The organism is Burkholderia metallica, assembly GCF_001718555.1.
Lineage (GTDB): Bacteria > Pseudomonadota > Gammaproteobacteria > Burkholderiales > Burkholderiaceae > Burkholderia > Burkholderia metallica.
Genome location: NZ_CP013403.1, coordinates 483,350 through 506,674, shown reverse-complemented (window position 1 = coordinate 506,674; position 23,325 = coordinate 483,350). Strand labels below are relative to the sequence as shown.

20 protein-coding genes and 1 pseudogene are annotated in these 23,325 nt (G+C 65.9%); 10 read left to right on the top strand and 11 right to left on the bottom strand.

The features are described 5' to 3' along the window. The first annotated feature begins 135 nt into the window (after positions 1-135). The 4 genes from WJ16_RS22040 (at position 136) to WJ16_RS22020 (ending at position 4,334) form a co-directional block, all read left to right on the top strand. On the top strand, positions 136-1,050 hold the full coding sequence (locus WJ16_RS22040) for an NAD(P)/FAD-dependent oxidoreductase (RefSeq protein WP_069259210.1): 915 nt from the start codon (positions 136-138) through the stop codon (positions 1,048-1,050). A 331-nt stretch (positions 1,051-1,381) separates the two neighbouring features. After that, positions 1,382-2,512, top strand: a complete 1,131-nt coding sequence (locus WJ16_RS22030; protein ID WP_069259208.1) for a DSD1 family PLP-dependent enzyme — start codon at positions 1,382-1,384, stop codon at positions 2,510-2,512. Between the two features lie 107 nt (positions 2,513-2,619). Then, positions 2,620-3,591, top strand: coding sequence for an ornithine cyclodeaminase family protein (locus WJ16_RS22025; RefSeq protein ID WP_069259207.1), 972 nt, complete (start codon positions 2,620-2,622; stop codon positions 3,589-3,591). A gap of 20 nt (positions 3,592-3,611) precedes the next feature. Further along, on the top strand, positions 3,612-4,334 hold the full coding sequence (locus WJ16_RS22020; protein ID WP_069259206.1) for an HAD family hydrolase: 723 nt from the start codon (positions 3,612-3,614) through the stop codon (positions 4,332-4,334). A gap of 379 nt (positions 4,335-4,713) precedes the next feature. Here WJ16_RS22020 and WJ16_RS34990 read toward each other — a convergent pair whose 3' ends face one another. The 8 genes and pseudogenes from WJ16_RS34990 to WJ16_RS21990 all read right to left on the bottom strand — a co-directional run bounded on the left by WJ16_RS34990 (position 4,714) and on the right by WJ16_RS21990 (position 15,980). Then, positions 4,714-5,139 (bottom strand): hypothetical protein, encoded by a 426-nt coding sequence (locus WJ16_RS34990; protein ID WP_157126845.1) that lies wholly within the window; start codon positions 5,137-5,139, stop codon positions 4,714-4,716. Between the two features lie 519 nt (positions 5,140-5,658). Beyond that, positions 5,659-6,054: a hypothetical protein gene (locus tag WJ16_RS33615; RefSeq protein WP_076605987.1), complete on the bottom strand. Its 396-nt coding sequence runs from the start codon at positions 6,052-6,054 to the stop codon at positions 5,659-5,661. Positions 6,055-6,386: 332 nt separating this feature from the next. Then, positions 6,387-6,536: pseudogene (locus WJ16_RS35955) on the bottom strand (RHS repeat-associated core domain-containing protein); the annotation flags it as partial. Positions 6,537-6,559: 23 nt separating this feature from the next. Continuing rightward, positions 6,560-7,045, bottom strand: coding sequence for a DUF4265 domain-containing protein (locus WJ16_RS22010; protein ID WP_069259204.1), 486 nt, complete (start codon positions 7,043-7,045; stop codon positions 6,560-6,562). Then, positions 7,035-11,927 carry an RHS repeat-associated core domain-containing protein gene (locus WJ16_RS22005; RefSeq protein WP_167375394.1) on the bottom strand — a complete coding sequence of 1,631 codons (4,893 nt, stop codon included), beginning with the start codon at positions 11,925-11,927 and terminating at the stop codon, positions 7,035-7,037. Before WJ16_RS22005 ends, WJ16_RS22010 begins: the two co-directional genes overlap by 11 nt. 43 nt (positions 11,928-11,970) lie before the next feature. Then, positions 11,971-14,763 carry a type VI secretion system Vgr family protein gene (locus tag WJ16_RS22000; RefSeq protein ID WP_236858367.1) on the bottom strand — a complete coding sequence of 931 codons (2,793 nt, stop codon included), beginning with the start codon at positions 14,761-14,763 and terminating at the stop codon, positions 11,971-11,973. A gap of 137 nt (positions 14,764-14,900) precedes the next feature. Next, the gene (locus WJ16_RS21995; protein WP_069259202.1) at positions 14,901-15,518 is read right to left on the bottom strand and encodes a glutathione S-transferase family protein; all 618 of its coding nucleotides are present in this window, start codon (positions 15,516-15,518) and stop codon (positions 14,901-14,903) included. A 93-nt stretch (positions 15,519-15,611) separates the two neighbouring features. Then, positions 15,612-15,980: a hypothetical protein gene (locus WJ16_RS21990; RefSeq protein WP_069259201.1), complete on the bottom strand. Its 369-nt coding sequence runs from the start codon at positions 15,978-15,980 to the stop codon at positions 15,612-15,614. An 81-nt stretch (positions 15,981-16,061) separates the two neighbouring features. Between WJ16_RS21990 and WJ16_RS21985 the strand changes: the two genes are divergently transcribed. Next, positions 16,062-16,529: a MarR family winged helix-turn-helix transcriptional regulator gene (locus WJ16_RS21985; protein WP_069259200.1), complete on the top strand. Its 468-nt coding sequence runs from the start codon at positions 16,062-16,064 to the stop codon at positions 16,527-16,529. 30 nt (positions 16,530-16,559) lie between these two features. On the opposite strand, the gene WJ16_RS21980 is transcribed toward WJ16_RS21985, so the two are convergent. After that, the gene (locus WJ16_RS21980; protein ID WP_069259199.1) at positions 16,560-17,153 is read right to left on the bottom strand and encodes a TetR/AcrR family transcriptional regulator; all 594 of its coding nucleotides are present in this window, start codon (positions 17,151-17,153) and stop codon (positions 16,560-16,562) included. Positions 17,154-17,271: 118 nt separating this feature from the next. On the opposite strand from WJ16_RS21980, the gene WJ16_RS21975 reads away from it, so the two are divergent. The 4 genes from WJ16_RS21975 to WJ16_RS21960 all read left to right on the top strand — a co-directional run bounded on the left by WJ16_RS21975 (position 17,272) and on the right by WJ16_RS21960 (position 20,662). Next, on the top strand, positions 17,272-18,318 hold the full coding sequence (locus WJ16_RS21975) for a saccharopine dehydrogenase family protein (RefSeq protein WP_069259198.1): 1,047 nt from the start codon (positions 17,272-17,274) through the stop codon (positions 18,316-18,318). Then, a complete protein-coding gene (locus tag WJ16_RS21970; RefSeq protein WP_069259197.1) occupies positions 18,315-19,076 on the top strand; it encodes an isocitrate lyase/PEP mutase family protein in 762 nt (253 codons plus the stop codon). Before WJ16_RS21975 ends, WJ16_RS21970 begins: the two co-directional genes overlap by 4 nt. A gap of 131 nt (positions 19,077-19,207) precedes the next feature. Beyond that, entirely contained in the window at positions 19,208-19,765 is a 558-nt protein-coding gene (locus tag WJ16_RS21965) for a carboxymuconolactone decarboxylase family protein (protein WP_069259196.1), read from the top strand. Between the two features lie 51 nt (positions 19,766-19,816). Further along, positions 19,817-20,662: a helix-turn-helix domain-containing protein gene (locus WJ16_RS21960; protein ID WP_069259195.1), complete on the top strand. Its 846-nt coding sequence runs from the start codon at positions 19,817-19,819 to the stop codon at positions 20,660-20,662. A 30-nt stretch (positions 20,663-20,692) separates the two neighbouring features. Here WJ16_RS21960 and WJ16_RS21955 read toward each other — a convergent pair whose 3' ends face one another. Next, a complete protein-coding gene (locus WJ16_RS21955) occupies positions 20,693-21,904 on the bottom strand; it encodes an MFS transporter (protein WP_069259194.1) in 1,212 nt (403 codons plus the stop codon). A 70-nt stretch (positions 21,905-21,974) separates the two neighbouring features. Between WJ16_RS21955 and WJ16_RS21950 the strand changes: the two genes are divergently transcribed. Next, entirely contained in the window at positions 21,975-23,024 is a 1,050-nt protein-coding gene (locus WJ16_RS21950) for an AraC family transcriptional regulator (protein WP_069259193.1), read from the top strand. Positions 23,025-23,115: 91 nt separating this feature from the next. Here the strand turns inward: WJ16_RS21950 and WJ16_RS35350 are convergent, their stop codons facing one another. Then, positions 23,116-23,283 (bottom strand): hypothetical protein, encoded by a 168-nt coding sequence (locus WJ16_RS35350; protein WP_167375393.1) that lies wholly within the window; start codon positions 23,281-23,283, stop codon positions 23,116-23,118. Positions 23,284-23,325 lie beyond the last annotated feature (42 nt).

The window sequence follows — 23,325 nt, the reverse complement described above, 5'->3', positions numbered from 1 at the left end:
ACTCCCTTCTCTCGAAACTTTTGAAGTTGCATGAATGATACCATCGCCCTATCATGCAACTTCTCGTGTTTCATGAGTTGGCCGCCAGCGGAACACGTTCGTCATTCACGCAGGTTCAGGACAAGGAGCGGGTGCATGCATGACCACCATGAAGTGATCGTGATCGGCGGCAGCTTTGCGGGGCTGTCGGCGGCGATGCAACTGGCGCGGGCGCGCCGCCGCGTGCTCGTGATCGACGCCGGCCGGCCGCGCAACCGCTTTGCCGCGCACGCGCACGGCTTTTTCGGGCAGGACGGCAAGCCGCCCGCGCAGATCGTCGCGAACGCCGCCGCGCAACTCGCCGCGTATCCGACCGTGCGGCGGATTGCAGGCGACGTGCGCACCGCCGAGCGCGATGCCGACGGCCGCTTCCACGTGACGCTGGCCGACGGCAGCCGTGCGAGCGCCGACCGGTTGGTCCTCGCGACCGGCATCCGCGACGAACTGCCGGCGCTGCCGGGGCTCGCCGAGCGCTGGGGCGTCAGCGTGCTGCACTGCCCGTACTGCCACGGCTACGAGGTGAGCGGCCGGCGGCTCGGCGTGCTCGCCACGCATGCGCTGTCCGTGCATCAGGCGATCCTGATTCCCGACTGGGGCCCGACGACGTGGTTCACGCAAGGCGTGGTCGAAGCGAACGACGAAGAAGCCGCGTTGCTCGATGCGCGCGGCGTGCGCATCGAGCGCTCGCCGGTCGTGGCCATCCTCGGCGACGCGCCGCGTATCGAAGCATTGCGGCTCGCCGACGGGCAGGTCGTGCCCGTCGATGCGCTGTTCGTCGGCGCGCGCACGGCGATGGCGAGCGATCTCGCGCAGCAACTCGGCTGCGCATTCGACGACGGGCCGCTCGGGCCGGTCGTGCGCGTCGATGCGGGCAAGCAGACGAGCGTCGCCGGCGTCTTCGCGGCCGGCGACGCGTCGACGCCGATGACCAACGCGACGTTCGCATCGGCGTCGGGTGTGATGGCCGGGGTGGCCGCGCACCGGTCGCTGATAGTCGGGCTCGGCCGGTAACGGTGCATAGCCAGGGGGCCGCGATCCGGATCGACGCACCCGCAGCGACGTCCAGCGCATGCCGCGCGTCGTTGCCCCGCTGCCGGCGAACGGCACGCTCGTCCGGCTGCCGCCCGACCGGCATCTGCTGCCCGTGCCGGTAACGGCGCTGCTGCCGCCGCGCACCGGCCGTTGCGCGCGGCAGCGCATGACGCGCGCAACGGGTCGTGCGATTCCGATTCTGACGATTAATCATCGCTTAATGCCGAATTAGCGCGGCGTTAAACCCGAAGTCCGTCGACGCATCTACAGTGTCCGCATCGGCAACCCTCTCTATCCCAGGCAACGCATCGTGGACCTTCATACCCTCAACACCCCGGCCGCCCTGATCGACGTCGGCCGCATGCGCCGCAACATCGGCCGCATGCAAGCGCATCTGGATGCACTCGGCGTGACGTTCCGGCCGCACGTCAAGACCACCAAATGCGCGCACGTCGTCGAGGCGCAGCTTGCAGCGGGCGCGCAGGGCATCACCGTGTCGACGCTCAAGGAAGCCGAGCAGTTCTTCGCTCACGGCATCCGCGACATCGTCTACGCGGTCGGCATGGTGCCCGCGAAGCTGGGCCAGGCGCTCGCGCTGCGCCGGCGGGGTTGCGACCTGAAGCTGCTCGCCGACAGCCTGCCGGCCGCGCACGCGATCGCCGAATTCGGGCGCGCGCACGGCGAGCGCTTCGACGTATGGATCGAGGTCGACGTCGACGGCCACCGCTCGGGGATTCCGCCCGACGCCGACCTGCTGATCGACGTGGGCCGCGCACTGGCCGACGGCGGGATGGCGCTCGGCGGGGTGCTCGCCCACGCGGGCTCCAGCTACGAATACGACACGCCCGAAGCGCTGGCGGCCATCGCCGAGCAGGAACGCAGCCGCACCGTGCGGGCCGCGCAGCGTCTGCGCGCCGCCGGGCTGCCCTGCCCGGTCGTGAGCATCGGTTCGACGCCCACCGCGCTCGCGGCGAAACACCTCGACGGCGTGACCGAGGTACGTGCGGGCGTGTACGTGATGTTCGACCTCGTGATGCACAACATCGGCGTGTGCAGCCTGTCCGACCTCGCGCTGTCGGTGCTGACCACCGTCATCGGGCACCAGGAAGAGAAAGGCTGGGCGATCGTCGATGCGGGCTGGATGGCGATGAGCCGCGATCGCGGCACGCAGCGCCAGGCGCACGATTTCGGCTACGGACAGGTGTGCACCGAACACGGCGACGTGCTCGGCGACTACGTGATGAGCGCAGCCAACCAGGAGCATGGAATCGTGTCGCGCGCGGGTTCGCCCGATTCCGGCATCGCGCAACGGTTTCCGATCGGCACCCGCCTGCGCATCCTGCCGAATCATGCGTGCGCGACGGGCGCGCAACATCCCGAGTATCAGGCGATCGGCGAAGACGGCAGCGCGCAGACGTGGCCGCGCTTCTACGGGTGGTGACCTGAGCGCGCCGCCGCGTGGGCCTGGCGATGAATTGACTATTTGTCCAAATCTGGACAAAATTTAAAAACCTCGATTTGCGTGGCGCCATCAGCGCCTGCCCGAACATGCCGACAGACGCCCGACTCCTGCTGCTCGACCGCGATGCGGTCGAACCCGCTCTCCACGCCGAGCAAGTGACGGCGGCGGTGCGCGAAGCCTTCGTGCTGCACAGCCAACGGGCCGGACGGGTGTTCCCGGTGGTCCGCGAGAAGCTGCATACCGGCGGCGTATTCGGCATCAAGTCGGGCGACGTCGCCGGCCAGGATCTGCTCGGTTTCAAGGCAGCCGGATTCTGGCCCGGCAACCGTGCGCTCGGCGGCGAACCGCATCAGGCCACCGTCGCCTTGTTCGACCCGGCGACGGGCCGTCCGCTGTGCATCATGGACGGCAATGCGATCACCACCGCGCGAACCGGTGCCGCCGGCGGCCTCGGGCTGCAACTGCTCGCGCGTCGCGACAGCACGCGCATCTGCGTGTTCGGCACCGGCGTGCAGGCGCGCGTGCAGCTCGACTACGCGCTCGCGCTGTTGCCGCAACGGTGCACGGTGCAATACGTGAACGTCGGCGGCGAGCCGGACCCGCGGTTCGAATCGGCGTTCCGGGAACGATGCGCGATCGGCGTGGCGCGTGACCGGAACGACGCGGTGGCCGACAGCGACGTGGTCATCACGGCAACGCCGGGCGGCGGCCCGCTGTTCGAAGCGGACGCGGTTCGGCCGGGCACCCACCTGACCTGCGTCGGCGCCGATACCGCCGGCAAGCGCGAGCTTCCGGCCGGCGTGCTGGAACGCGCGCGCATCGTCGTGGACGATCACGATCAGGCGCGCAGCATCGGCGAGTGCCAGTGGGCGCCGGATTTGCCATGCACTGAAATCGGTGACATCCTCGCCGGAACGACGCCGGTCGACCGCGCGCCGCACGAGATCACCGTCTTCGACATGACCGGGCTCGCGCTTCAGGACCTGACCGTCGCACGCTTCCTGTATCGACAGGCCCTCGAACACGGCACCGGACGCTCCATTCCGTGGCCCTGGTAAACGACTTTTCTTCAACCGCCATGCGTGTCACCCAAGTTTCCGCCCTCTCGTTCGACCTGGACGACACCCTGTGGCCGTTCGGGCCGTCCGTCGTACGGGCCGAAGCGTCGCTTCGCGCGTGGCTGATCGAGCACGCGCCGGGTACGGAGAGCGTGCTGTCCACACCGCAGGCACTGAGCGAGTTGCGTGAGGAATACGAACGATTGTGCCCGGAGCTTGCCGGCGACTTCCGCGCGATGAGAATCGGCTCGATCCGGCTGGCGCTGGAGCGCGCGAACGAAGATGTCGCGCTCACCGAGCCTGCGTACGCAGCGTTCTATGCGGCGCGCAACCGGGTCGAATTCTATGAGGATGCATTGCCGGCGCTCGCGTGGTTGAGCGCACGGTTTCCGTTGGTCGCGGTGACCAACGGCAACGCGGATCTCCGGCTGACCGGCGGCGGAGAATTCTTTCGTGCGACGCTCAGCGCGCAGACGTTCGGGGTCGCGAAGCCGGAGCCCGGGATATTTCATGCGGCCGCGCAAGCGCTCGACGTGCGGCCGGCGGAACTGCTGCACGTCGGCGACGATTACCACCTCGATGTCATAGGCGCGTTGAATGCGGGGCTTCAGGCGGCGTGGGTGGTTCGCGATACGCATCCGGAAACGGAGCGGGTGCCGCAGCTGGCCGCGACGCGGCATCTTACGTTCAGTGATCTGTCGATGCTGTGTCGCGTGCTTGGTGGGCCTGATGAGGTGGTGTAACGGCGAGTGGTGGAATGGATGCGAGCGTTCGCCGAAGATCATCGTTCTGATAGAACAGCGTCGTATGTCGCGTCTTCGCCGGCACCGACAGGAAGCATCCCGATCAGGGACAATCTCACGAAATCAGCATATCTACCCGTCATCGAACGTCTCATCACGATGCAGCAGTGCGGCTTGATAATCAGATAAAGACATACTCATGCGTGGTTGGATCGTCCCATGCTTGGGCAGGAAGGTTCGCTATGTTCAGCAAACAAGCACCGCTCTTTTTGGCTCCCTCCGCATTTGCGATGCACCCATGAGGCGGAAGACTACGCGCTGATTCAAAAACAGCTCGACACGAGCGCAACCCTGCACTTTTTGTAGTGTGCGCCTCTTTCTACCGCAATTTAGAAGCCACTCTTACGACTCGATCAGATACGCTCGCATCGTGCGCCCAAACAGCCCATTCAGTACTATCAAATCCATCGAGCACCATCTCATATCCGCGAAAGTCCTTCCGTTCCACCCGGCCGCGGGAAACCGGCCTTTCAAGTCTGGCCGCAACGATTTGACAATCGATAGTCTGATCCAACGCACGAGCAAAGTCGTTCAACTCAGCCCAAGTCATGGCGATACCATTTTCTGAAGAACGTACCGCCTCTTCAAAAGAGGCCATGGCTTGGCCACCTGGAGCACAACCGATCCCGTAAAAATCGAGCACATACCAAGTCCATTGGCTACCGGGAACAACTGTCAGTAGTTCTTCGAGCGAGATCTTGGAACCGTCTGACCGATTCATCGGAAACGAGCGCATTTGCATCATGGCATCTCCATCGGAACTGCGGGCCCGTGCTGCCGTGTTCCTCCCGTCGGATTGGGGAGCCAATTGTGCTGATGGGGACACGGATGGTTTTGGGGGCGACCGTGGTCAGTGAAATCTATATCGCGTGTGGGAACGAGATTTCTGTTTGCATCGTAACCCCATTCTCGTGCCTGGTTGTACGCACCTCGACGTCCTTCCTTCCTGCCCAATTGCGTGTGCGGTACGTCTACGTCAGGCACCGGATTGCCGTGATTGTCGCGAGGTAGCGCTCTGTCGGCCCAGAAAATGCCAGGGCAAGGACATTTGCATGTCAGCCCAAGCAGGTCGATCCACTGTACCGGATTGGGCGCGTACTGATAAACTTTTTACCCCGACGCACCCACTCTGCGTATACGCCGCAATCCCCTGTCCATCAAGGCTTCCAGCCTGCTCGCACTTCACTGCACGGAATTTTCCCCCGAAAGCAACTTTCCCGTACCACACGCTCAGAGACAGGGATAATGCCCCTTCATTCAACGCCTATCGGCTCTCAAGGTTGTATTTGGCAACTCTAGAAACGTCTTCATCTTCATCTTGTACAAGTCTCCTGATGATAGAAATGGGAGCCTTTTTATTCGAGGCGATACCTTGCCGAACAACTGCGTCGAGATCCTTTGATAGAAGCTCAAATAATCCATCAGACAACTTTCTCCTCACGGCAACGGAACGACGAACATCAGGCTCAAATTTACAAAGCAATGTCAAGATCTCCAGTGGGACTGTCTTGTTATGAGCAACCCACTTTCTATATTCCGGAAATCTATCGATGACATCTTTCCACACTGAAACAGGAGCCTCTTCAGTCGCAGCGCGATCATATTCATCCTTGATCGAACTCGCTCGCAGAGCTACGAATTCCTCAGCAGAGTGAATCATTTCGAGTCCTTACACTTCAATGAGTCAAAGTCAATGCTCTTGCCCGTGTCGCTCTTGTGCTTATTCATGTAATCGCCATAGACGTCGGCGTCTGCCACCCATGCACCATTCTTGTCGTACACCTTCCAGGCACTGTTCCCATGCCCTGTTTGATCTTCAGACCACCACATGCCAGTGCCCGGATCTCGCACATACTTAGCGTAGCCCACGCCCGGCACGTTGCCTGAACATATCCTGTCAAAACGATTTACTTCCCACTTGCCTCTACATGGGCATTTTGCGTTCTGGTTCGCTTTTGAAGATGCTTGTTTTCTTCCAGCGCCTACAGGCGCTTTCGACAATCCGAACGGGTCGACCCACTCGATTGGATTGGGCGCGTACTGATAGAAGTTGATACCACGAGCCAACCCGATAGGGTCCTTCGAGATGAAGCGCCCGGCGTTCGGATCATAGTACCGATGCCGGTTATAGTGCAGCCCTGTCCAACGCCATCTTCAACACGGCACTATTCTTTCACCCACCAATTCAGAAGCGTATCGTCACTAGAGTCCTCAAAATTTTTATACACGTTCGCGTAGTACCATTCGATCCCCGTCCGCCTCTTGAAATCGTCGAAGAAGCGATTAATTGCTTCGATACCATTGATCGACGGCACCGATAATGCAAGGTTTCCGCCATTCATACCGTCCAAGCTGCCACCTAACTTTTGGCATACCTCACGCTCCAGCCTTTCCACTTCAAGCCGAGGAACTTCGTCGGCGTAAATTTGGACACAAAAATTTCCGCCTCGCTTCAAAATGGTGGCTGGCTGATCAATGTCAGCTATTTTGATCAAGTCACCCTTCGCGAGATTCAGTGCGAGCCCCGGCGATGAGAGCAATTCATAGGAGCCGTCTCCAAGGGACATCGCGGGAAGCTCCTCATAGACGGGGCCTGCGTCGTTGTGCCCCGCATACACGTTGACAAGACAACGTTTTTTCTCAGCGTCCATATGGTGCTCCACAGCTTCCACGTTCAACACAAGACATGCCTTCCTTCACGTAGCCGCTACTCCCTGCACTCAAGTTGCAAGATGCTCCTTCAAGTTCGACATTAACGTCGGATAGGTTCCCACCATTTGCAGTGGCGACGTTCCTGTGACCCAAATGCATGTCATTGGGATTCGTTGATGTTTGACCGCACCGCCAACATTTGTAGATGCCCGTCTTGTTTGTCGCCAGTAAGCGCTCGCGACAAGCGGCTTGGCCAGCTCGGCTACCTCCGCCTATGCGACTCGCAGCCATCTTCTCGTTGGTAGCGCCGTCCCCGTCCGGCAATGCGAATGATGACGGCGGCTTCTTCGCCAAACCCAGTGGATCGATCCACTCGACCGGGTTAGGCGCGTACTGATAGACGTTGATGCCACCCGCAAGCCTGATCGGGTCTTTCGATACGAACCGTCCGCTACTCGGATCATAGTACCGATACCGGTTGTAATGCAGCCCCGTCTCGTCATCACAATACTGCCCCTGGAACCGCACCGGGTTTCCCACCTCATTCCGCTCCGGCACCTCCCGCCAGACCGTCTTCTCGCCACCCCAGGCTCGATACCGCCCCAGCCACACCACCTTCCCCGATTCATCCAGCAACTCCTGCGGCGTCCCGAGGTGATCGTTCTGATAGAACAACGTCGCATGCCGTGTCTTCGCCGGCACCTGCACGAACCGCCCATCCGTGCCCGTCGCGATGAACGCCGCCTCCACCAGCGTTTCGTCCAGCCGCGCCAGCGGCACGAACGTGCCCGGTTCATGCAGGTACAGCGACGCGCCCTGCCACTGGTGCCGCTCGATGAACGTGTGGAGCCGCTGTGCCACCGGCACCGAGTCCGGATCGTCCGGATTCTCCCGCACCACCTGCGTCGCGCGATGCGCGCGCGAATCGCGCTCGTGCAACGCCAGCGGCGGAATATGGAACCGCTCCTCCATCAGCAGCACGTCGCCGTCCCAGGTGAACACCGTCCGGTCGATGCTGCCGTCGTTTTTACCGACCTCCTTCAACCGCCGCCGGCCGAACGCGTCGTACATGAAGCTCACGCGCAACGCCGGCCGCACCGTGCCCGGAATCGACCTCACGCCGTTCGGCGTCCACTCGCGCCGGTCGACCTCGTTCGCCGCCGGCGGCTTCGCATAGCGATCGGCCTGCTTGAGCCGATTCGCCGCATCGTACTCGTACAGCCACGTCACGCCGCCCGGTTCCGTCTTGCGCACCAGATTGCCGTGCGCATCGTGCTCGTAATGCGTGCGATTCAGTTCCTTCAGCACGTTGCCGATGCACTTCGGCAGCGACTTCTCCCACTGGGTCAGCGCGTCGAGTTCCTCGGCGATCCGCAAGCGTCGCGCAAGCTGCGCCTCCGGCAACCGCTCGCCCGGGTGGGCGTCCCACCACGCGCGATCCTGCACCATCTGCCGCTGCATCCGCGCCGACGCCGACTCGACCGTTTCCTCGCTCGGACGCGGCGGGATCTTCTCCGGATCCACCGGATTGCCAGCCGGATCGAACGCGAACACTTCCTTCAAGTCCAGCGTCGTCGCTTTCAACAGACGCCCGGTCGGGTCGTACGTGTAGTCCGTGACGCCCCGCGTGCGATCCTCGATCCGCATCAACTGGCCCGCCGCGTCGTAGCCCATCTGCCGGCCGGCAATCCAGTCCCTCGGTAACGTCTTTCGTGCGTCGTGACGGACGATCATCCGTTTCAGCCGGCCGGCCGGATCGTATTCGCGTGTCTGCTCGAAGCCGGGGTATTGGCGGCGCGTTTCGCGATGCAGCGCATCGCGCTCGAAGTCCACCAGCGGCCGGCCGTCCAGCAGCACGCCATGCAGATGGCCCGAACCGTAGCGCAGCCAGTCGATCGTCCGCGTATTCGGCAGTTGCGTGCGGATCCGGTTGCCGAGCACGTCGTATTCGTGCCGGGTCACCGTCGTGTAGGTACCGTCGCTGTCCGGGTAAATCGTCTGCTCTTCGGCGATCAGGTTATCGGCATCGTTGTAGTGCAGATGCACGCGGCTGTGATATCCGTGCGCGGTCGTCAGGCGCCCGCGGGCGTCGTAATAGAAGTGCTCGGTCACCTGGCCCCGTCCGTCCGGCCCCTTCGTCTCCCGCCGCGTCAACCGGCCAAGCGGGTCGCGTGCGTAGGACGTCTCGATGTCCCCTGTCTGCGAACCGGTCAGTTGCCCCGCATCGTCCCACTGATAGCGGGTCGTGCTGCCGTCGAAGTCCGTCTGTTCGACGATGCGTCCCAACCGGTCGTAGCCGAACCGCGTCTGATCCCGGTTCTCGTTGGTCAGCGTGTCGAGCCGCCACTGTCGATCGTATGCATATGACAGTTCCCGTCCCGCGGCGTCCTTGCGCCAGGTCGGCTGCCCGCGTGCATTGAACGTGTACTCGGTGACGTGGCCCGCGCCGTCGCGGTAGGTGCGCAGGTTGCCCTCTCCGTCCCACGTGAAGCGCTCCTCGGCGCCGTTCGGATACACGACACTGACGACTTGCCCTCGCGCATCGCAGCGATACCGCGTGTCGTGACCCGCGGCATCGGTGACCCGCGACGGATGCCCGCGCTCGTCGTAGCCGTAGCGTGTCGTTTGGCCGGAACAGTCGGTCGCCTCCGCGAGCCGCCCTCCGTGGTCGTAACGGAAGCGTTTTACGCCGCCCTTCGGATCGGTGAGCGACAGCAGTTCGCTGCGCGCGCTCCACGCGTAGCGGGTCGTGCGGCCTGCCGCATCGGTCACCGCGACCGGTCGGCCAAGTGCGTCGTACGCCGTTTGCGTGACACGGCCGTCCGGGATCGTCACCTTGACCGGCAAGCCCGCTGAATCGTATTCGGTGCGGGTCGTGTTGCCGAGCGCATCGGTTTCGGCAGTCAGCCGACCCTGGTCGTCATACGCAAAACGCTGCGTGTGGCCCATCGCGTTCCGGGTGCCGACCAGACGGTGCCGTTCGTCCCATTCGTACGATTCGGTCGAACCGTCCGCATGTTCGACCAGCACGATCCGGTTGTGGAAATCGTAACGGTGAATCGTCGCATGGCCGTCCGCATCGGTCACTTTCGTGTACCAGTGTTCGCGGTGGTACTCGAAATGCGTGTCGTCCTGGACGTGCTGGCCTTCGTGGCCGTACCAGGTCCGCACGCACCGGGCGTCGGCGGGCGCGGGCATGCCTTCGCGTCGGCCCGGCCAGTCCCATGCGAGGTTCGCGGGGTGCCCGTTGAAATCCGTATAGCGCGTGAGCAGATGTTGCTCGTACGCATACGTGCGGCGAAAGCCGAGCATGTCGATGTGGCCGGTCAGATCGCCTTCGGCGTTATACGTGTAGCGCGCAAGCGCTTCATTGGCGAGGCCCGGAACGCCTGCACGGTAGATCGCCGAGACGCGGCCGTCGACGTACTCGATGCGGATCGTGTTTGCCGCGCCGTCGCCGATCGTGGCGAGTTCACCGGCTGCGTTGTAGCTGAAGCCGAGGCCGCAGCCGTCGCGGTTGATGCGGGAGACGAGGCGGTAACGGGCCGATGCAACGAGGCCGTTCAGTTCGTACTCTTCTCGAATGCCATCCGGATAGGTCAATTGAATCCTGCGGCCATCCGGTCGTGCAATCGTGAACTGCTCGGTCGGCACCTCGACCGACTCCCCGATTCCGACTGGCGGCAACGGCACGGCCCGGCTGTCCGGATCGAAGAACGTCAACGTCCCGTCCCGCTCCTGCAGCGACAGATGGTACGCACTGCTCCAACGCGCGCCCAGCGGGCTCGCATCGTAGGCCGCAAGACTGGACCGGTAGCGTCGCGTCCACACGATCGGCACGACACCGTCGAGCACGAAGTCGGTCTGCGCGAGGTGCTCGTCGCCCATCGCGTAATTGACGGGCTTCGCAGTCGCCGTCTTCGGACAACCACACCCGTCCTTCGCCGGCAGCGGGCTCGGCGTCGCGCCTTTCTGCGTCGAATCGCGGTGCTCGCCGGGCTTGCGGTGCGGCTCGCGCATCGTGCCCGGCGTGGCCTGCGCGACGTGCGACGGCAGCCCGCGCGCCTTGCGAGCCCGGATTTCCGCGGTGATCTGCGCGGCCATGAACAGCAAACCGCCCGCTTCCTCGGCGCTGCCGAATGCGCGGTCAAGCATCGGCCCGGCGTCGCGGTCGAACGCATCGAGCCATGCGACGATCGCGTCGCGCTGGCCCGATAGCTTGAGCAGCTGGTCGATGCCGACGAGCGCAATCTCTTCCGTCGACGGCACCCATGACAGGAAGCCCGGGTTCTTCTTGATCCGCCCCATCTGTTCGGCTGCCGATACAGGATCGAGCACGAAGCGGCGCACCGTGCGCGACGCTTCGCGCACGCCCGCGACGATGTCGTTCTTCCACGCGTCGATGTGCGTATCGAGTTCGGCCATGAAGGCGAGCACGTCGCCGCCGGCCGTCGCCCAGAACAGGTCGACGAGCACCGCAGCGCCCGCGCCCTTTGCAAATGCAAGCAGCACTTCCTTGACGACCGCGCGCGCCGGCCGCGTCGCATTGCCCGCGGCCGGCACCACGCCAATCGCATCGATCGCGAGAATGCCCCAGTTGAGCACCTGCTTCGAGCCGCCCGGCTCGCTGCAGATCCGGTAGATGTCGACACCGACGTCGTACAGCGACATCGCATTGCCGACGAACGGCACCATGTACAGGCACTGTACGAAGAACTCGAGGCCCGGGTTGCCGACCGATTCCGCGCCGACTGCGATCAGCTTGGGTGAGGCTGCCGGTGCGGGCACCGGGCTGACGATCACGCGCCGTGCTTCGGCATTCTGAAGAATCGCCTTCGGGATCGGGCGCTGAGGGGGCGAGGGAGCAATGATTCCGGCCATGGTTGTTATCTGTTTCGAGCGCTAAGCGAACACCGCCTGCGGATCAGCGCGACACGGTGGTTTTGACGAGACCCGGGACGGCATCGGGCATCGATGCCGTCGCGCGGTTGCTGGTGGAGTGCGCGACTGGCTTGCCGACAGCGTCGAGCGGGGATCGGGCAAGCGCGGCGACATCGCCCTTCGCGACACTCGACGCAGTAGCCTCGACGAAAGCAGCCGCGTCGAGCGCCGGTTCGACGCCCCCCGCGGCGGGGATCGCTGCCGTCATCGACGCCCCGACGAGACTCGGCACCGCGTGGCCGGCATCCCCGCTCGCCAACGCAAACGGCGGCGCGCCCTTCGGGTCGGCCCACTTGCGCGCCCTGTCCTGAAGATCGTGGTCTTCCTCGAAATACTCGACCGAGCCACCGCTGCGCGGCACATCCATCACCGTGCCCCGGCCGTTGGCATCGAGTCGGCCCTCGCGCCACGAACCGTCCGGAAACGTCACGCGATACTTTGCGTTCCTTACCGGCTCGCCATTCGGATACGCATGCCAGAGCTGCATGCCGGTCGGCTCCTGCCCGGGCATCAGCGGCAACGCCTGTCGCCGGGTTGCAGACGGCCCGGCACTCACCGGCCCACGCAACCGAATCTCGCCCGCGCTGCCGATCTCCACCGTCCCGCCTTCGAGCTTGATATAGGCGCCGCCGCACATCAGCGTCAGCGCCTTGCGCGCATTCAGTGTCACCGCGTCCGATGTGCTCGCGATCGTCACGCCCTTCAGCGCCGTGAGTTCGAGTGCGTCCGCCTGCGCCTGTACGTCGACCTTGCCCGCGCCCGCGTACAGCTTCATTCCGCGCGCATTCGCATACATCGAAACCGCATTGCCGGCCGCGACCGTGAAGTTGCCGCCGACCGCGGCGTCCGCATTGCCGCCCGTCGTCGTGAACAGATGGCCCGCTGCCGCGAGTTGCATATGCTCGCCGCTGGCGAGCGCGATGCCGTGCGGCGCGGAGGCAAGCAGAACCGCCGCTTCCAGATCCTTGATCCGCGATTCGAGCAACGCGTGCTGCGCATCGCATGCAGCCACCGTCGCACGGGCTTTCTCGACCGCTTCGGCGAGGCTGCGCATGCGCGACCGGGCCGAATCGAGTTGCGCACGTGCCGCCGTCATGTCGAATGCCTGACCGTCTGCGTGCGGCTGAACGTCCGCGGCAAGGAACAACCCCTTTCCCGCACGCAGCCCCCCGCGCTCGTCGGTCCTGACCTCGAACCCTTCGCCGCGCGTCTGCTGCCGGCTATCGACGAGATGCCCGAGATTGACCTGCGTCTTGCCGCCGTACTCGGTCGACAGCTTGATGCTTTCGCGTCCCTTCCGATCCTCGAAACGCAGCTTGTTGTTCGCTCGCGTGCGAATCACGTTGCGCGTATTGAAGCCGTCCCGGTTCGTCACGAGGTCGACGGCCTGACTATGATGATGGGCATGCGCAATATACGGTCGGTTCGGGTCACCCCCGGCAAATGCGACCGCCACCTCGGTATCGGCGAGCAGCGGAAAATGAAATCCCGTCTGGTTCTCGCCGGCGAACGGTTTGGCCAGCCTGAGCGGCACGGATTCACCGCCGGCCGCCCATTCGTCGAAGTCGAAATCGAAGCGCACGGTGTACAGACCGCCGCTCGTCAGATGCGCATAAGGCGAGGCATCCGGCGTCGTGACCCGCGCCGACAGCGTGCCCGCGATCGTCGGCCAGCGCCGCTCGTCGAACTTCAGGCGAAACGGCCGGCCGCACGGAATCGCGTCGAACGTATTGATATACGACGCGTCCCGACCGCCCGCGTGGCGCACGGCAACGATGACGAGCCCATGCGGTGCATCGGCCGGCGTCTCGTCGAGCTTCGCAACGAGTCCCGGCGCGAAATCCACCACCGAACTCCTGCCGGAATACACGACCTGCCACGCAACCGCCGCTTCGTGACGCAACTGCGCCTCGCGCCGGCCTTCGTCGCCGTCCAGATGATGCGTGCCGAAAACGTAACGTCGGCCCCAGGTCGTCGGATCGTCGCGAGCGATATTCGCTTCGGCATTGAACCGCTCGTATGCCTTTTCCGGGTTGTAATCGGCGACCTTGACCGACTGCGGAATCGTCTCGCTCAACGACTCCAGCGACAGCACCGCCTCGTGACCGGTTTCGAGGCCGCTTGCCTCACGGTATGGAATGACGACGTCCGGGCGATACGTGTAGGCGTCGACGTCGTCGCCGAAATGCAGTTCGTCGCCATGCTGTCCCGCGCGAAAGAAGCAGAACAGGCCGGCTTGCTCCATCAGCAGCCGGATGTAGTCCCAGTCGGACAGCCGGTATTGCATGCGGAACGCAAGACGCGGATAGGCGCGGCGCAGCTTGAACGAGAACTGATGGGCGCGGAATGCATGTCGCCGCAGAATCGACTCGATGATCTCCGGCACGGACTGCTGCTGATAGACGCGCGATGATTCGGCCAGACGCAGGCGAGCGACGAACGGCTCGACCACGATGCGATACGACACGAAATCACGCGTCTTTCGAATCTGTCCGAATGCGGTGATGCAACCTGTGAAGCGACGCGCGGCGCCGGCCGCGCCTGCCGGCTCGATCACGAACGTCGCGGGGCGATTGAGATAGTCGTTGCGCGCGAGCGAAACCGGGGCGGTCAGCGTCAGTTCGATCCGATAGGGCTCGCCCATGCGCTCGTCGAGCACGAACGACATGATCGACAGATCCTGCGCACGAGGTGCGCCAGGCACCTCCAGGAAATACGACTGTCGACCGGTTATCCACTGCGCGAACGCGCCGTCTGCACGTCGTTCCAGAGCCACGTTTTCCCCTCAGCCACGATTATTTTCTTGGAAGCTGAAGGGATAACGGATGGCCGTATTGGCGTCCAGCGATTGGTAACAGTCCGAAACAATTTTCGTGGTTGACCCTGCCGTGAGGCACGATCAACCACCCCGTTTCACGCCGCCTTCCTCGCCTCCGCGATCCGCTGCGGCGCCTTCGGCCGCGCATACAGCCGTTCGAGATACGCGCGCAGGTGCGGGAACGGTTCGATCAGGTGGCATTCGCTCGCCCAGTCGATCAGGTAGGCCGTCACGCAATCGGCCACCGTCAGCGAATCGCCGACGATGAACGCGCGCCCGTCCAGATGCGCGTCGAGAATCGCAGCCATCGTGCTGAAATCCTCGCGCGCCAGCTCGATGTCGGCCGGCGAACGCTTCTCCGGCGGATAGATGAACGAATGCCGCGTGATCCGCCACAGCGGCTGCTCGAGCTCCGTCACCGCGAACATCACCCACCGATAGGCTTGCGCGCGCAGCGCCGGATCGACCGGCAGCAGCGCCTTCTCCGGGTATTTGTCCGCGAGGTACAGCACGATCGCGGCCGACTCGGGAATCACGAGGTCGCCGTCCACCAGCACGGGCACCTTGCCGGCCGGATTGAGGCGCAGAAAGTCGGGCCGCTTGTGCTCGCCCTGGAGCAGGTTGACCGACACGAATTCGAAATCCGCATCCAGCTCCTTCAGCCCCCACAGCGCGCGTTGCGTGCGGGTGCCGGCAAATCCGTAAAGCTTCATCGCCAGTCTCCATTCGGAATGTCGGGAAAATGTCCGCATGCGGGCCATGCGCATCGAATGAAGCGACGCACGGTGGCCGGCATCGCGCGTCGTTCAGGCGCCGGGAATCGCCAGCACCGGCATCACGTCGATCGCCACGCCCGGGAACAGCGTGAAATGCGGATGGCCTTCGAACAGCGCGGCCGCCGCGTCGTGCGACGCCGCCCGCACGACGGTAAAGCCGCTCATCTCGTTCGCCGTGTCGTGGATGCCGCCCGCGTCGATGGTCTTGGTCTTGCCGAGCGGGCCGCCCAGCTCGACGATCGCATCGCGATGCCGCTCGACCCACGCATGCCAGGCGGCGATGCCGTCGCGCTCGCGCGTGCGCCGCTCGTCGTCCGACAGCGCCATCCAGGCTTTCATGGCGGGGCTATCCTTGCTTCCGAGAAATACCGCGAGATACAACTGCTGTTGCGCACTCATGCCGTCTCCTCCGATGACGGACGCAGCGGACTGCCGCGCCCCGACCTTGACAAGATAGGTTGATATCAACACAATTGCAACATGGCACGAAAAGAAATGCTCCCCTTCGAGACGACGCTGATGGTGCGCGATTGCTGCCTGTGCCTGCACATGCAGCGCGCGGCGCGCAACCTCGCGCGGATCTTCGACGATGCGCTGCGCCCGCTGGATCTGACCAACGGCCAGTTTTCGCTGCTGATGTCGTTGAACCGGCCGCAGCCGGCGCCGATGAAATCGGTCGCGTCGCTGCTCGCGATGGACCGCACCACGCTCACGGCCGCGCTGAAGCCGCTCGAGCGGCGCGGCCTCGTCACGATCGTGCAAGACCCGGACGACCGGCGCAGCCGGCTGCTCGAACTGACGCCCGCCGGCCACGCGCTGCTCGCCGAAGCATTCCCGGTGTGGCAGCGCACGCATGCCGAGATCGAGCAGCCTTTCGCGCCGGGCGAAGTCGACCAGTTGCGCGGCCAGTTGCGCACGCTGTCGATCGATCCGGGTTCGCGCGACTGATGCGGCGCGCGGCACCGAGCCGCGTGCCGCTTACTTCCGGCCCTTCTTCGGCAGCAGCAGCTGCGCGAATTCCTGCAGGAAGCGCACGGGCCCGTACTCGTGCAGCGCACGCCCGCTGCTGAGCGCCCCGTCGATGACCGTCGCGAGCCGCAACGCGAAGGTCTCCGGTTCGTCGAGCCCCAACGCGCCCCCCAGCTCCGTCAGCCGGCGCCGCAGTTCCTGCTTGTGCGCGACGGCGACCTTGCGGGCCGGATGGTTGCCGTCCGCGTATTCGGCGGCGATGTTGATCTGCGGGCAGCCGCGATAGCCGGGGCGCGCAATGCGTTCGCCGATCCATTGCAGTTGCGCATCCAGCTCCTCGCGCGGCGTGCGCCGGTACTGCGCGGCCACCGCATCCCAATGCGCCCAGAAATCGGCGTCCTCGCGCAGCAGGAACGCTTCGATCAGGTCGTCCTTCGTCGCGAAATGCCGATAGAGGCTCGTCTTCGCGACGCCCGCCTGCGCGACGATCAGGTCCACGCCGACCGCGCGCGTGCCCTCCCGGTAGAACAGCTCGCTGGCCGTTTGCAGAATGCGTTCGCGCGTATCGGGCGCGCTCGCTGGTGTACCCGTTTCCTTTCTCATCCCCATTCGGCCGTGACGGCCGCCCGCACTGCAACAGTGACCGGATCATAGCACCGCGTGCTTGACGCACGCTACAGGTCTGTACTATAAAACAGACCGTTCTGTATCGGAGTGGATCATGGACGATCGAATGACGGTTGCAGTCTATGGCGCGACGGGCCACACCGGCCGGTTCGTCGTCGCGGAACTGGCGCGGCGCGGCCTGGGCGCGATCCGCATCGGCCGCGACGCCGCACGGCTCGCGCAAGCGGACGGCGATCCGGCAACCGCACGCGTCGCCGCGGTCGACGATCCGGCGGCACTCGACGCCGCGCTCCGCGGCGCCGATGCGGTGATCAACTGCGCGGGCCCGTTCGTCGACACCGCGCTGCCGCTGGCCGACGCCGCGCTGCGGGCCGGCATCCCGTATCTCGACCTGAGCGCCGAACAACCGTCGGTGCTGGCGCTGGCCGAACACTGCGATACCCGGGCGCGCGCCGCGGGCGTGACCGTCGTGCCGGCCGCGGCGTTCTACGGCGGCCTTGCCGACCTGCTCGTGACCGCCGTCGCGGACACGAACCGGCCGATCGAGCGCGTCGATGTCGCGACGGGGCTCGATCGCTGGCACCCGACCCGCGGCACGCGCGTGACGGGCGAGCGCAACCGCGCGGTGCGGCTCGTGCAAAAGGACGGCAAGCCGATGCCGGTGCCGTCGGCCGCACGCGAACGCGCGTGGCCGTTCCCGCCGCCGATCGGCCGCGTCGACGTGACGCTGCTGCCGTTTTCGGAAGTGATGACGCTATCGCGCCATCTGCGCATCGATACGATCGAATCGTGGCTCGCCACGCGCGCGCTGCGCGACGTGCGCGATGCGGCCACGCCGCCGCCCGTGCCGACCGACGCGCTGGGCCGCTCGGCGCAGCAGTTCGCAATGGACGCGATCGTCGTGCAGCACGGCACGACGCACCGCGCGACGGCGTCCGGGCGCGACATCTACGCGGTCAGCGCACCGATCATCGTCGAAGCGGCCGTGCGCGTGGTCACGGGTGACACCGTGGTATCGGGCGGCGTGCGCAGTCTCGGCGAACTGTTCGACGCACGCGATTTCCTCGCGGCGCTCGATTCGGTGGCAGTATCGTTCGGCACGACGACCGATCCGGTTTTCCACAACGAGGAGCAAGTATGAGCAGCAATGACAAAGGTGAGTATTTCCGGTCGCTTCACCGCGCGGGCCAGCCGCTGGCGTTGTTCAACGTGTGGGACGCCGGCAGCGCGCGCACGGCGGCCGACGCGGGCGCCGTCGCGCTGGCCACCGGCAGTTGGTCCGTCGCGGCAGCCAACGGCTTCGTCGACGGCGAGCAGATGCCGCGTGCGCTGATGATGGAAGTGCTCGCGCGAATCACGCGCGCGACCGACCTGCCCGTCTCCGTCGATCTCGAAAGCGGATACGGCGAGCGGCCGGAGGACGTCGGCGAAACGATCGCACTGAGCATCGAGGCCGGCGCGGTCGGCTGCAATCTCGAAGACAGCTTCCCGGCGACGGGCGAATTGCGCGACGTCGACGCGGCAGCGGCCCGCCTCGCGGCCGCACGGCAAGCCGCGGATCGCGCGGGCGCGAATTACTTCATCAACGCGCGGTCCGACGTGTTCTTCAAGGCGCCGGCCGACACGCACGACGAGCGCCTGCTCGACGCCGCGCTGGCCCGCGCGCACGCGTACGCCGCGGCCGGCGCCGACGGCCTGTTCGTGCCCGGGCTGCGCTCGCCGGCGCTCATTCGCGCGCTGACGGCCGCGTCGCCGCTGCCGGTGAACGTGATGCGCGTCGCGGCCACGCCGACGCTCGCCGAATTCGCGCAATGCGGCGTGGCCCGCATCAGCCACGGGCCGTATCCGTACCTGCAGGCGATGAATACGCTCGCGGAGATGATCCGGCAAGGCGGTTGACCGCTACGCGCGACGGCCGGCCTCGCGCGCACCGCACGATGACATCGCATGTAATTGGCGCGCGACACGGCCGCGCCTACGCTTCGGGTGTCGCGCCGCCATGCCGGCGACGCGCGTCACCCGGAGACACCATGTCCGCCTATCCGCTTCATACGATCGACTCGGCGCCGGCCGCATCCAGGCCCGTCCTCCAGCAACTCCAGCAGACCTTCGGCGTGATCCCGAACGTCGCGGCGGCCATGGCCGCGTCGCCGGTGCTGATCAACGGCTTCATCGGGCTGTTCGAGCGCGTGCACGCAAGCAGCCTCACCGAGCCGCAGATCCAGACGCTGCTGCTCACCAACGCGGTCGCGAACGCGAGCGAATGGCCGGTCGCGTTCCATACCGCGCTTGCATTGAAACAGGGTGTGACCCACGCCGACGTCGACGCGATCCGGCGCGGCGGCCTGCCCGCCGACGCGACGCTGGCCGCGCTGTCGGCCACCGCGCGCAGGCTGATCGACACCCGCGGCCGGCTGGCCGATGCCGACCGGCAGGCGTTCTTCGACGCCGGCTTCACGGCCGAACAGTTGCTGGAAGTGATCGCGGTGGTGGCCGCTTCGACGATCACGAACTACGTCGGCAGCGTCGCGCGGCCCGCGCTCGAAGCGCCGTTCGACGCATTCGCGTGGCGGGCGAACGCCGCGTGAGTCCGGTAGAGTCGATCGCATCGCTCACGGAACACCCAGGGAGAAGGCACGATGAACGCCAGCCGCCGCGATCCGCACACGCCGCCGCACGAACTGGGCCGGTTGCTGCGCTACTGGCGCGACGTGCGCGGCGTGAGCCAGCTCGGCCTGTCGCTCGATGCGGGGATCTCGCAGCGCCAGATCAGCTTCATCGAAAGCGGACGCAGCGTGCCGGGCCGCGACACGCTGCTGACGCTCGCGCAGACGCTGGACGTGCCGCTGCGCGAGCGCAACGCGCTGCTGCTCGCGGCCGGCTATGCGCCGGTGTATTCGGAAGCGCCGTGGGATGCGCGGGAGATGCACGGCGTGATCCGCGCGCTCGAACGGGTCGTGCGCCAGCACGAGCCGTTTCCGGCGATCGTGATGGACCGCCACTGGAACGTGCTGATGACCAACGAGGCGGCGCCGCGCTTTTTCGGCTGCTTCATCGACATGGCCGCGCGCGACGGCCCGCGCAACCTGCTGCGCCTGATGTTCGATCCGCACGGCATGCGGCCGTTCCTCGCCGACTGGGAGTCGGTGTCGCGCAGCCTGCTGCAGCGCGTGCATCGGGAATCGGTCGGCCGCGTGCTCGACGATGAAACCCGGCAATTGCTCGACGACCTGCTCGCCAGCCCCGACGCGCCGCGCGACTGGAACACGCCGCCGGCGCCGGCCGCCGCGCCGTCGCTGCCGGTCATCCCGATCGGCTTCGTGCACGAAGGCGTCGTGCTGCGTTACTTCTCGCTGGTCACGACGGTGGGCACGCCGCAAAGCGCCGCCGCGCAGGAACTGCGCATGGAGTGCATGTTCCCCGCCGACGATGCGACCGAAGCACGCCACCGGCAACTGCTCGACGCGCACGCACCGCTGCGCTGACCGGCGGGCCGGGCGGCCCGCCGGTGCCGATCACTCCGCCAGCGCGGACGCCACGCCGACGCGCTTCGGCACGCCGGTCACGATCGTCGCGACCGCGACGGCCAGCACGACGGCGGCGGCCACGAACACGCCGGCCGCACCGTTCGCGTCGAACACGACGCCGCCGGCCGCCGCGCCCGTCGCGATCGCGAGCTGGATCGCCGCGACGATCAGGCCTCCCGCGCTCTCGGCTTCATCCGGCACGGTGCGCGTGACCCACGTCGACCACGCGACGGGCACGCCGCCGAACGCCATCCCCCACAACGCGACGAGCACCGCGTCGACCATCGGCGCGCGGCCGAGCGCGACGAGCGCGACGCCGAGCACGACCATCAGCGCGGGCATCCCGATCAGCATCGGCCGCAACCGGTGTTCGAGCACGCGGCCGGCGAGCGACGTGCCGACGAAGTTCGCAATGCCGTAGCCGAGCAGGATCGCCGACAGCCCGTTCACGCCGACGCCCGCGACCTGTTCGAGAAACGGCCGCAGATACGTGAAGAACGCGAAATGCCCGGTGAACACGAGGATCGTCGCGAACATCCCGAGGCCGACGGTCGGCCGGCGCAGCACGTCGATCAGCGTGCGCAGCCGCGTCGTGCCGCTCGGCGGCATCGGCGGCAGCGTGACGACCTGCGACACGAACGCGAGGCCGCCGAGCACGGCCGCGATCAGGAACACGTTGCGCCAGCCGATCAGGTGTCCGAAGTAGCTGCCCATCGGCGCGGACGCGATGGTGGCGACCGCCACGCCGCTGAAGATGATCGACAGCGCGCGCGGCACCATCGCCGTGGGCACGAGCCGCATCGCGGTAGCCGTCGCCATCGTCCAGAAACCGCCGAGCGCGACGCCGAGCACGACGCGGCCGACCAGCAGCATCGCGAGATTGGGCGCGAACGCGACGGCCAGGTTCGATGCGACGAGCAGCAGCGAGAACACGAGCAGCACGCGCCGCCGGTCGATCGTGCGCGTCAGCGCCGAGATCAGCAGGCTCGTGACGAGCGCGACCGTCGCGGTGGCCGTGACGGCCTGCCCGGCCACGCCTTCGGTCACGCCGAGACTCTCGGCCATCGGCGTCAGCAGGCTGGCGGGCAGGAATTCGGCAGTGACGAGCCCGAAGACGCCGAGCGTCATCGCGAATACCGCGCCCCAGGCCGGTTCGCGGGGGGCCGCCGTCGAGGCGGCCGTGGAGGTTCCGGGATTCATACGGGGTTCCGTGTCGGTTAGGGAAAATACTGACGAGAGCGTATCGTAAGGAACCACATCAGGACGGTCTATGACATACAATCCGCTCTTGTTGATCGATCGTCCGAATCTCAAAATGTCCGAGCCCCTGCTCCCTCCCATCCCCGACGCGCACGACCTCGTCAGCGAGTTGCTGCTGGGGATGCGCCTGAGCGGCGTGCAGTACCGCCGCATCCAGGTCGCGCGGCCGTTCGGGCTGAACTTCGGCCATGTGACGGGCCGCGCGCAGTTCCATTTCGTCGGGCGCGGGCCCGTGCTGCTGCGCAATGCGTCGGGCGACACGATGCGGCTCGAGGCCGGCGACGCGATCCTGCTGCCGCACGGCGGGATGCACGCGCTGGTATCCGACCCCGATGCGCCGTGTCGCGAGATCAACGGCTTCGAGGTCGCGAAGATCTGCGACACGGTCGCGTCGGTGGCGTCGACCGGCACGTCGCCGGCGCCCGGCGCGACGACCGAGCCTGGCGCCGGCGACGCGCTGATCTTCAGCGCGTGCATGGAGCTCGATCTCGGCGGCATGCAGCCGCTGGTTGGCACGATGCCGGAGTTGATGCACGTCGGCACGCTGCTCGCGCGCTACCCGGAGATCCGCCCGATGCTCGACGCGATGGAGCGCGAAGCGTGCTCGGCGCGCGCGGGCTTCGCGGGCATCCTCGCGCGGCTCGCGGACGTGGTCGCGGCGTTCATCGTGCGCGGCTGGGTCGAGTGCGGATGCGGCGACGCGGCGGGCTGGGTGCAGGCGCTGCGCGAGCCGAAGCTCGGTCGCGCGATCGTCGCGCTGCATCGCGACCCGGGGCGCAACTGGAGTGTGGCGGAACTCGCGACCGAAGCAGGCGTGTCGCGTTCGGTGTTCGCCGAACGCTTTCTCGCGGCCACCGGCATGACGCCCGTGCGCTATCTGACCGAACTGCGGATGCGGCTCGCCGCGCAATGGATCACGCGCGACCGCGAGACGATCGAGGCCGTCGCGTACCGGCTCGGCTACGGCTCGCTCGCCGCCTTCAGCCGCGCGTTCAAGCGCGTGGTCGGCAAGCCGCCGGGTGCGGTGCGCGCGGACGGCGAGGTGCGGGTCGACGCGTGATGCGTGATGCGTGATGCGTGATGCCGGCCGCGGTCGCGTCGCGTTCGTGGTCCGGCCTCTCCCGGCCCACCGCCGCGCGGCAATGCAGTACTCAGTCGGTGCGCGCATCCAACCTGTCGATCAACGCCGTCGCGCACTGCACGGCGAGCGCCACGCACTGCTCCACATCGACGACCGCACCGCTCGCGACGGCGCCTTGCACGATCCGGCCCAGCAATTCCTTCGAGAGATCGGCGATCTCGTGATCCCGTTCCGTCATGATGTCCCTCCTGTCCGGCGGCCCACACGCGACACGCACGCT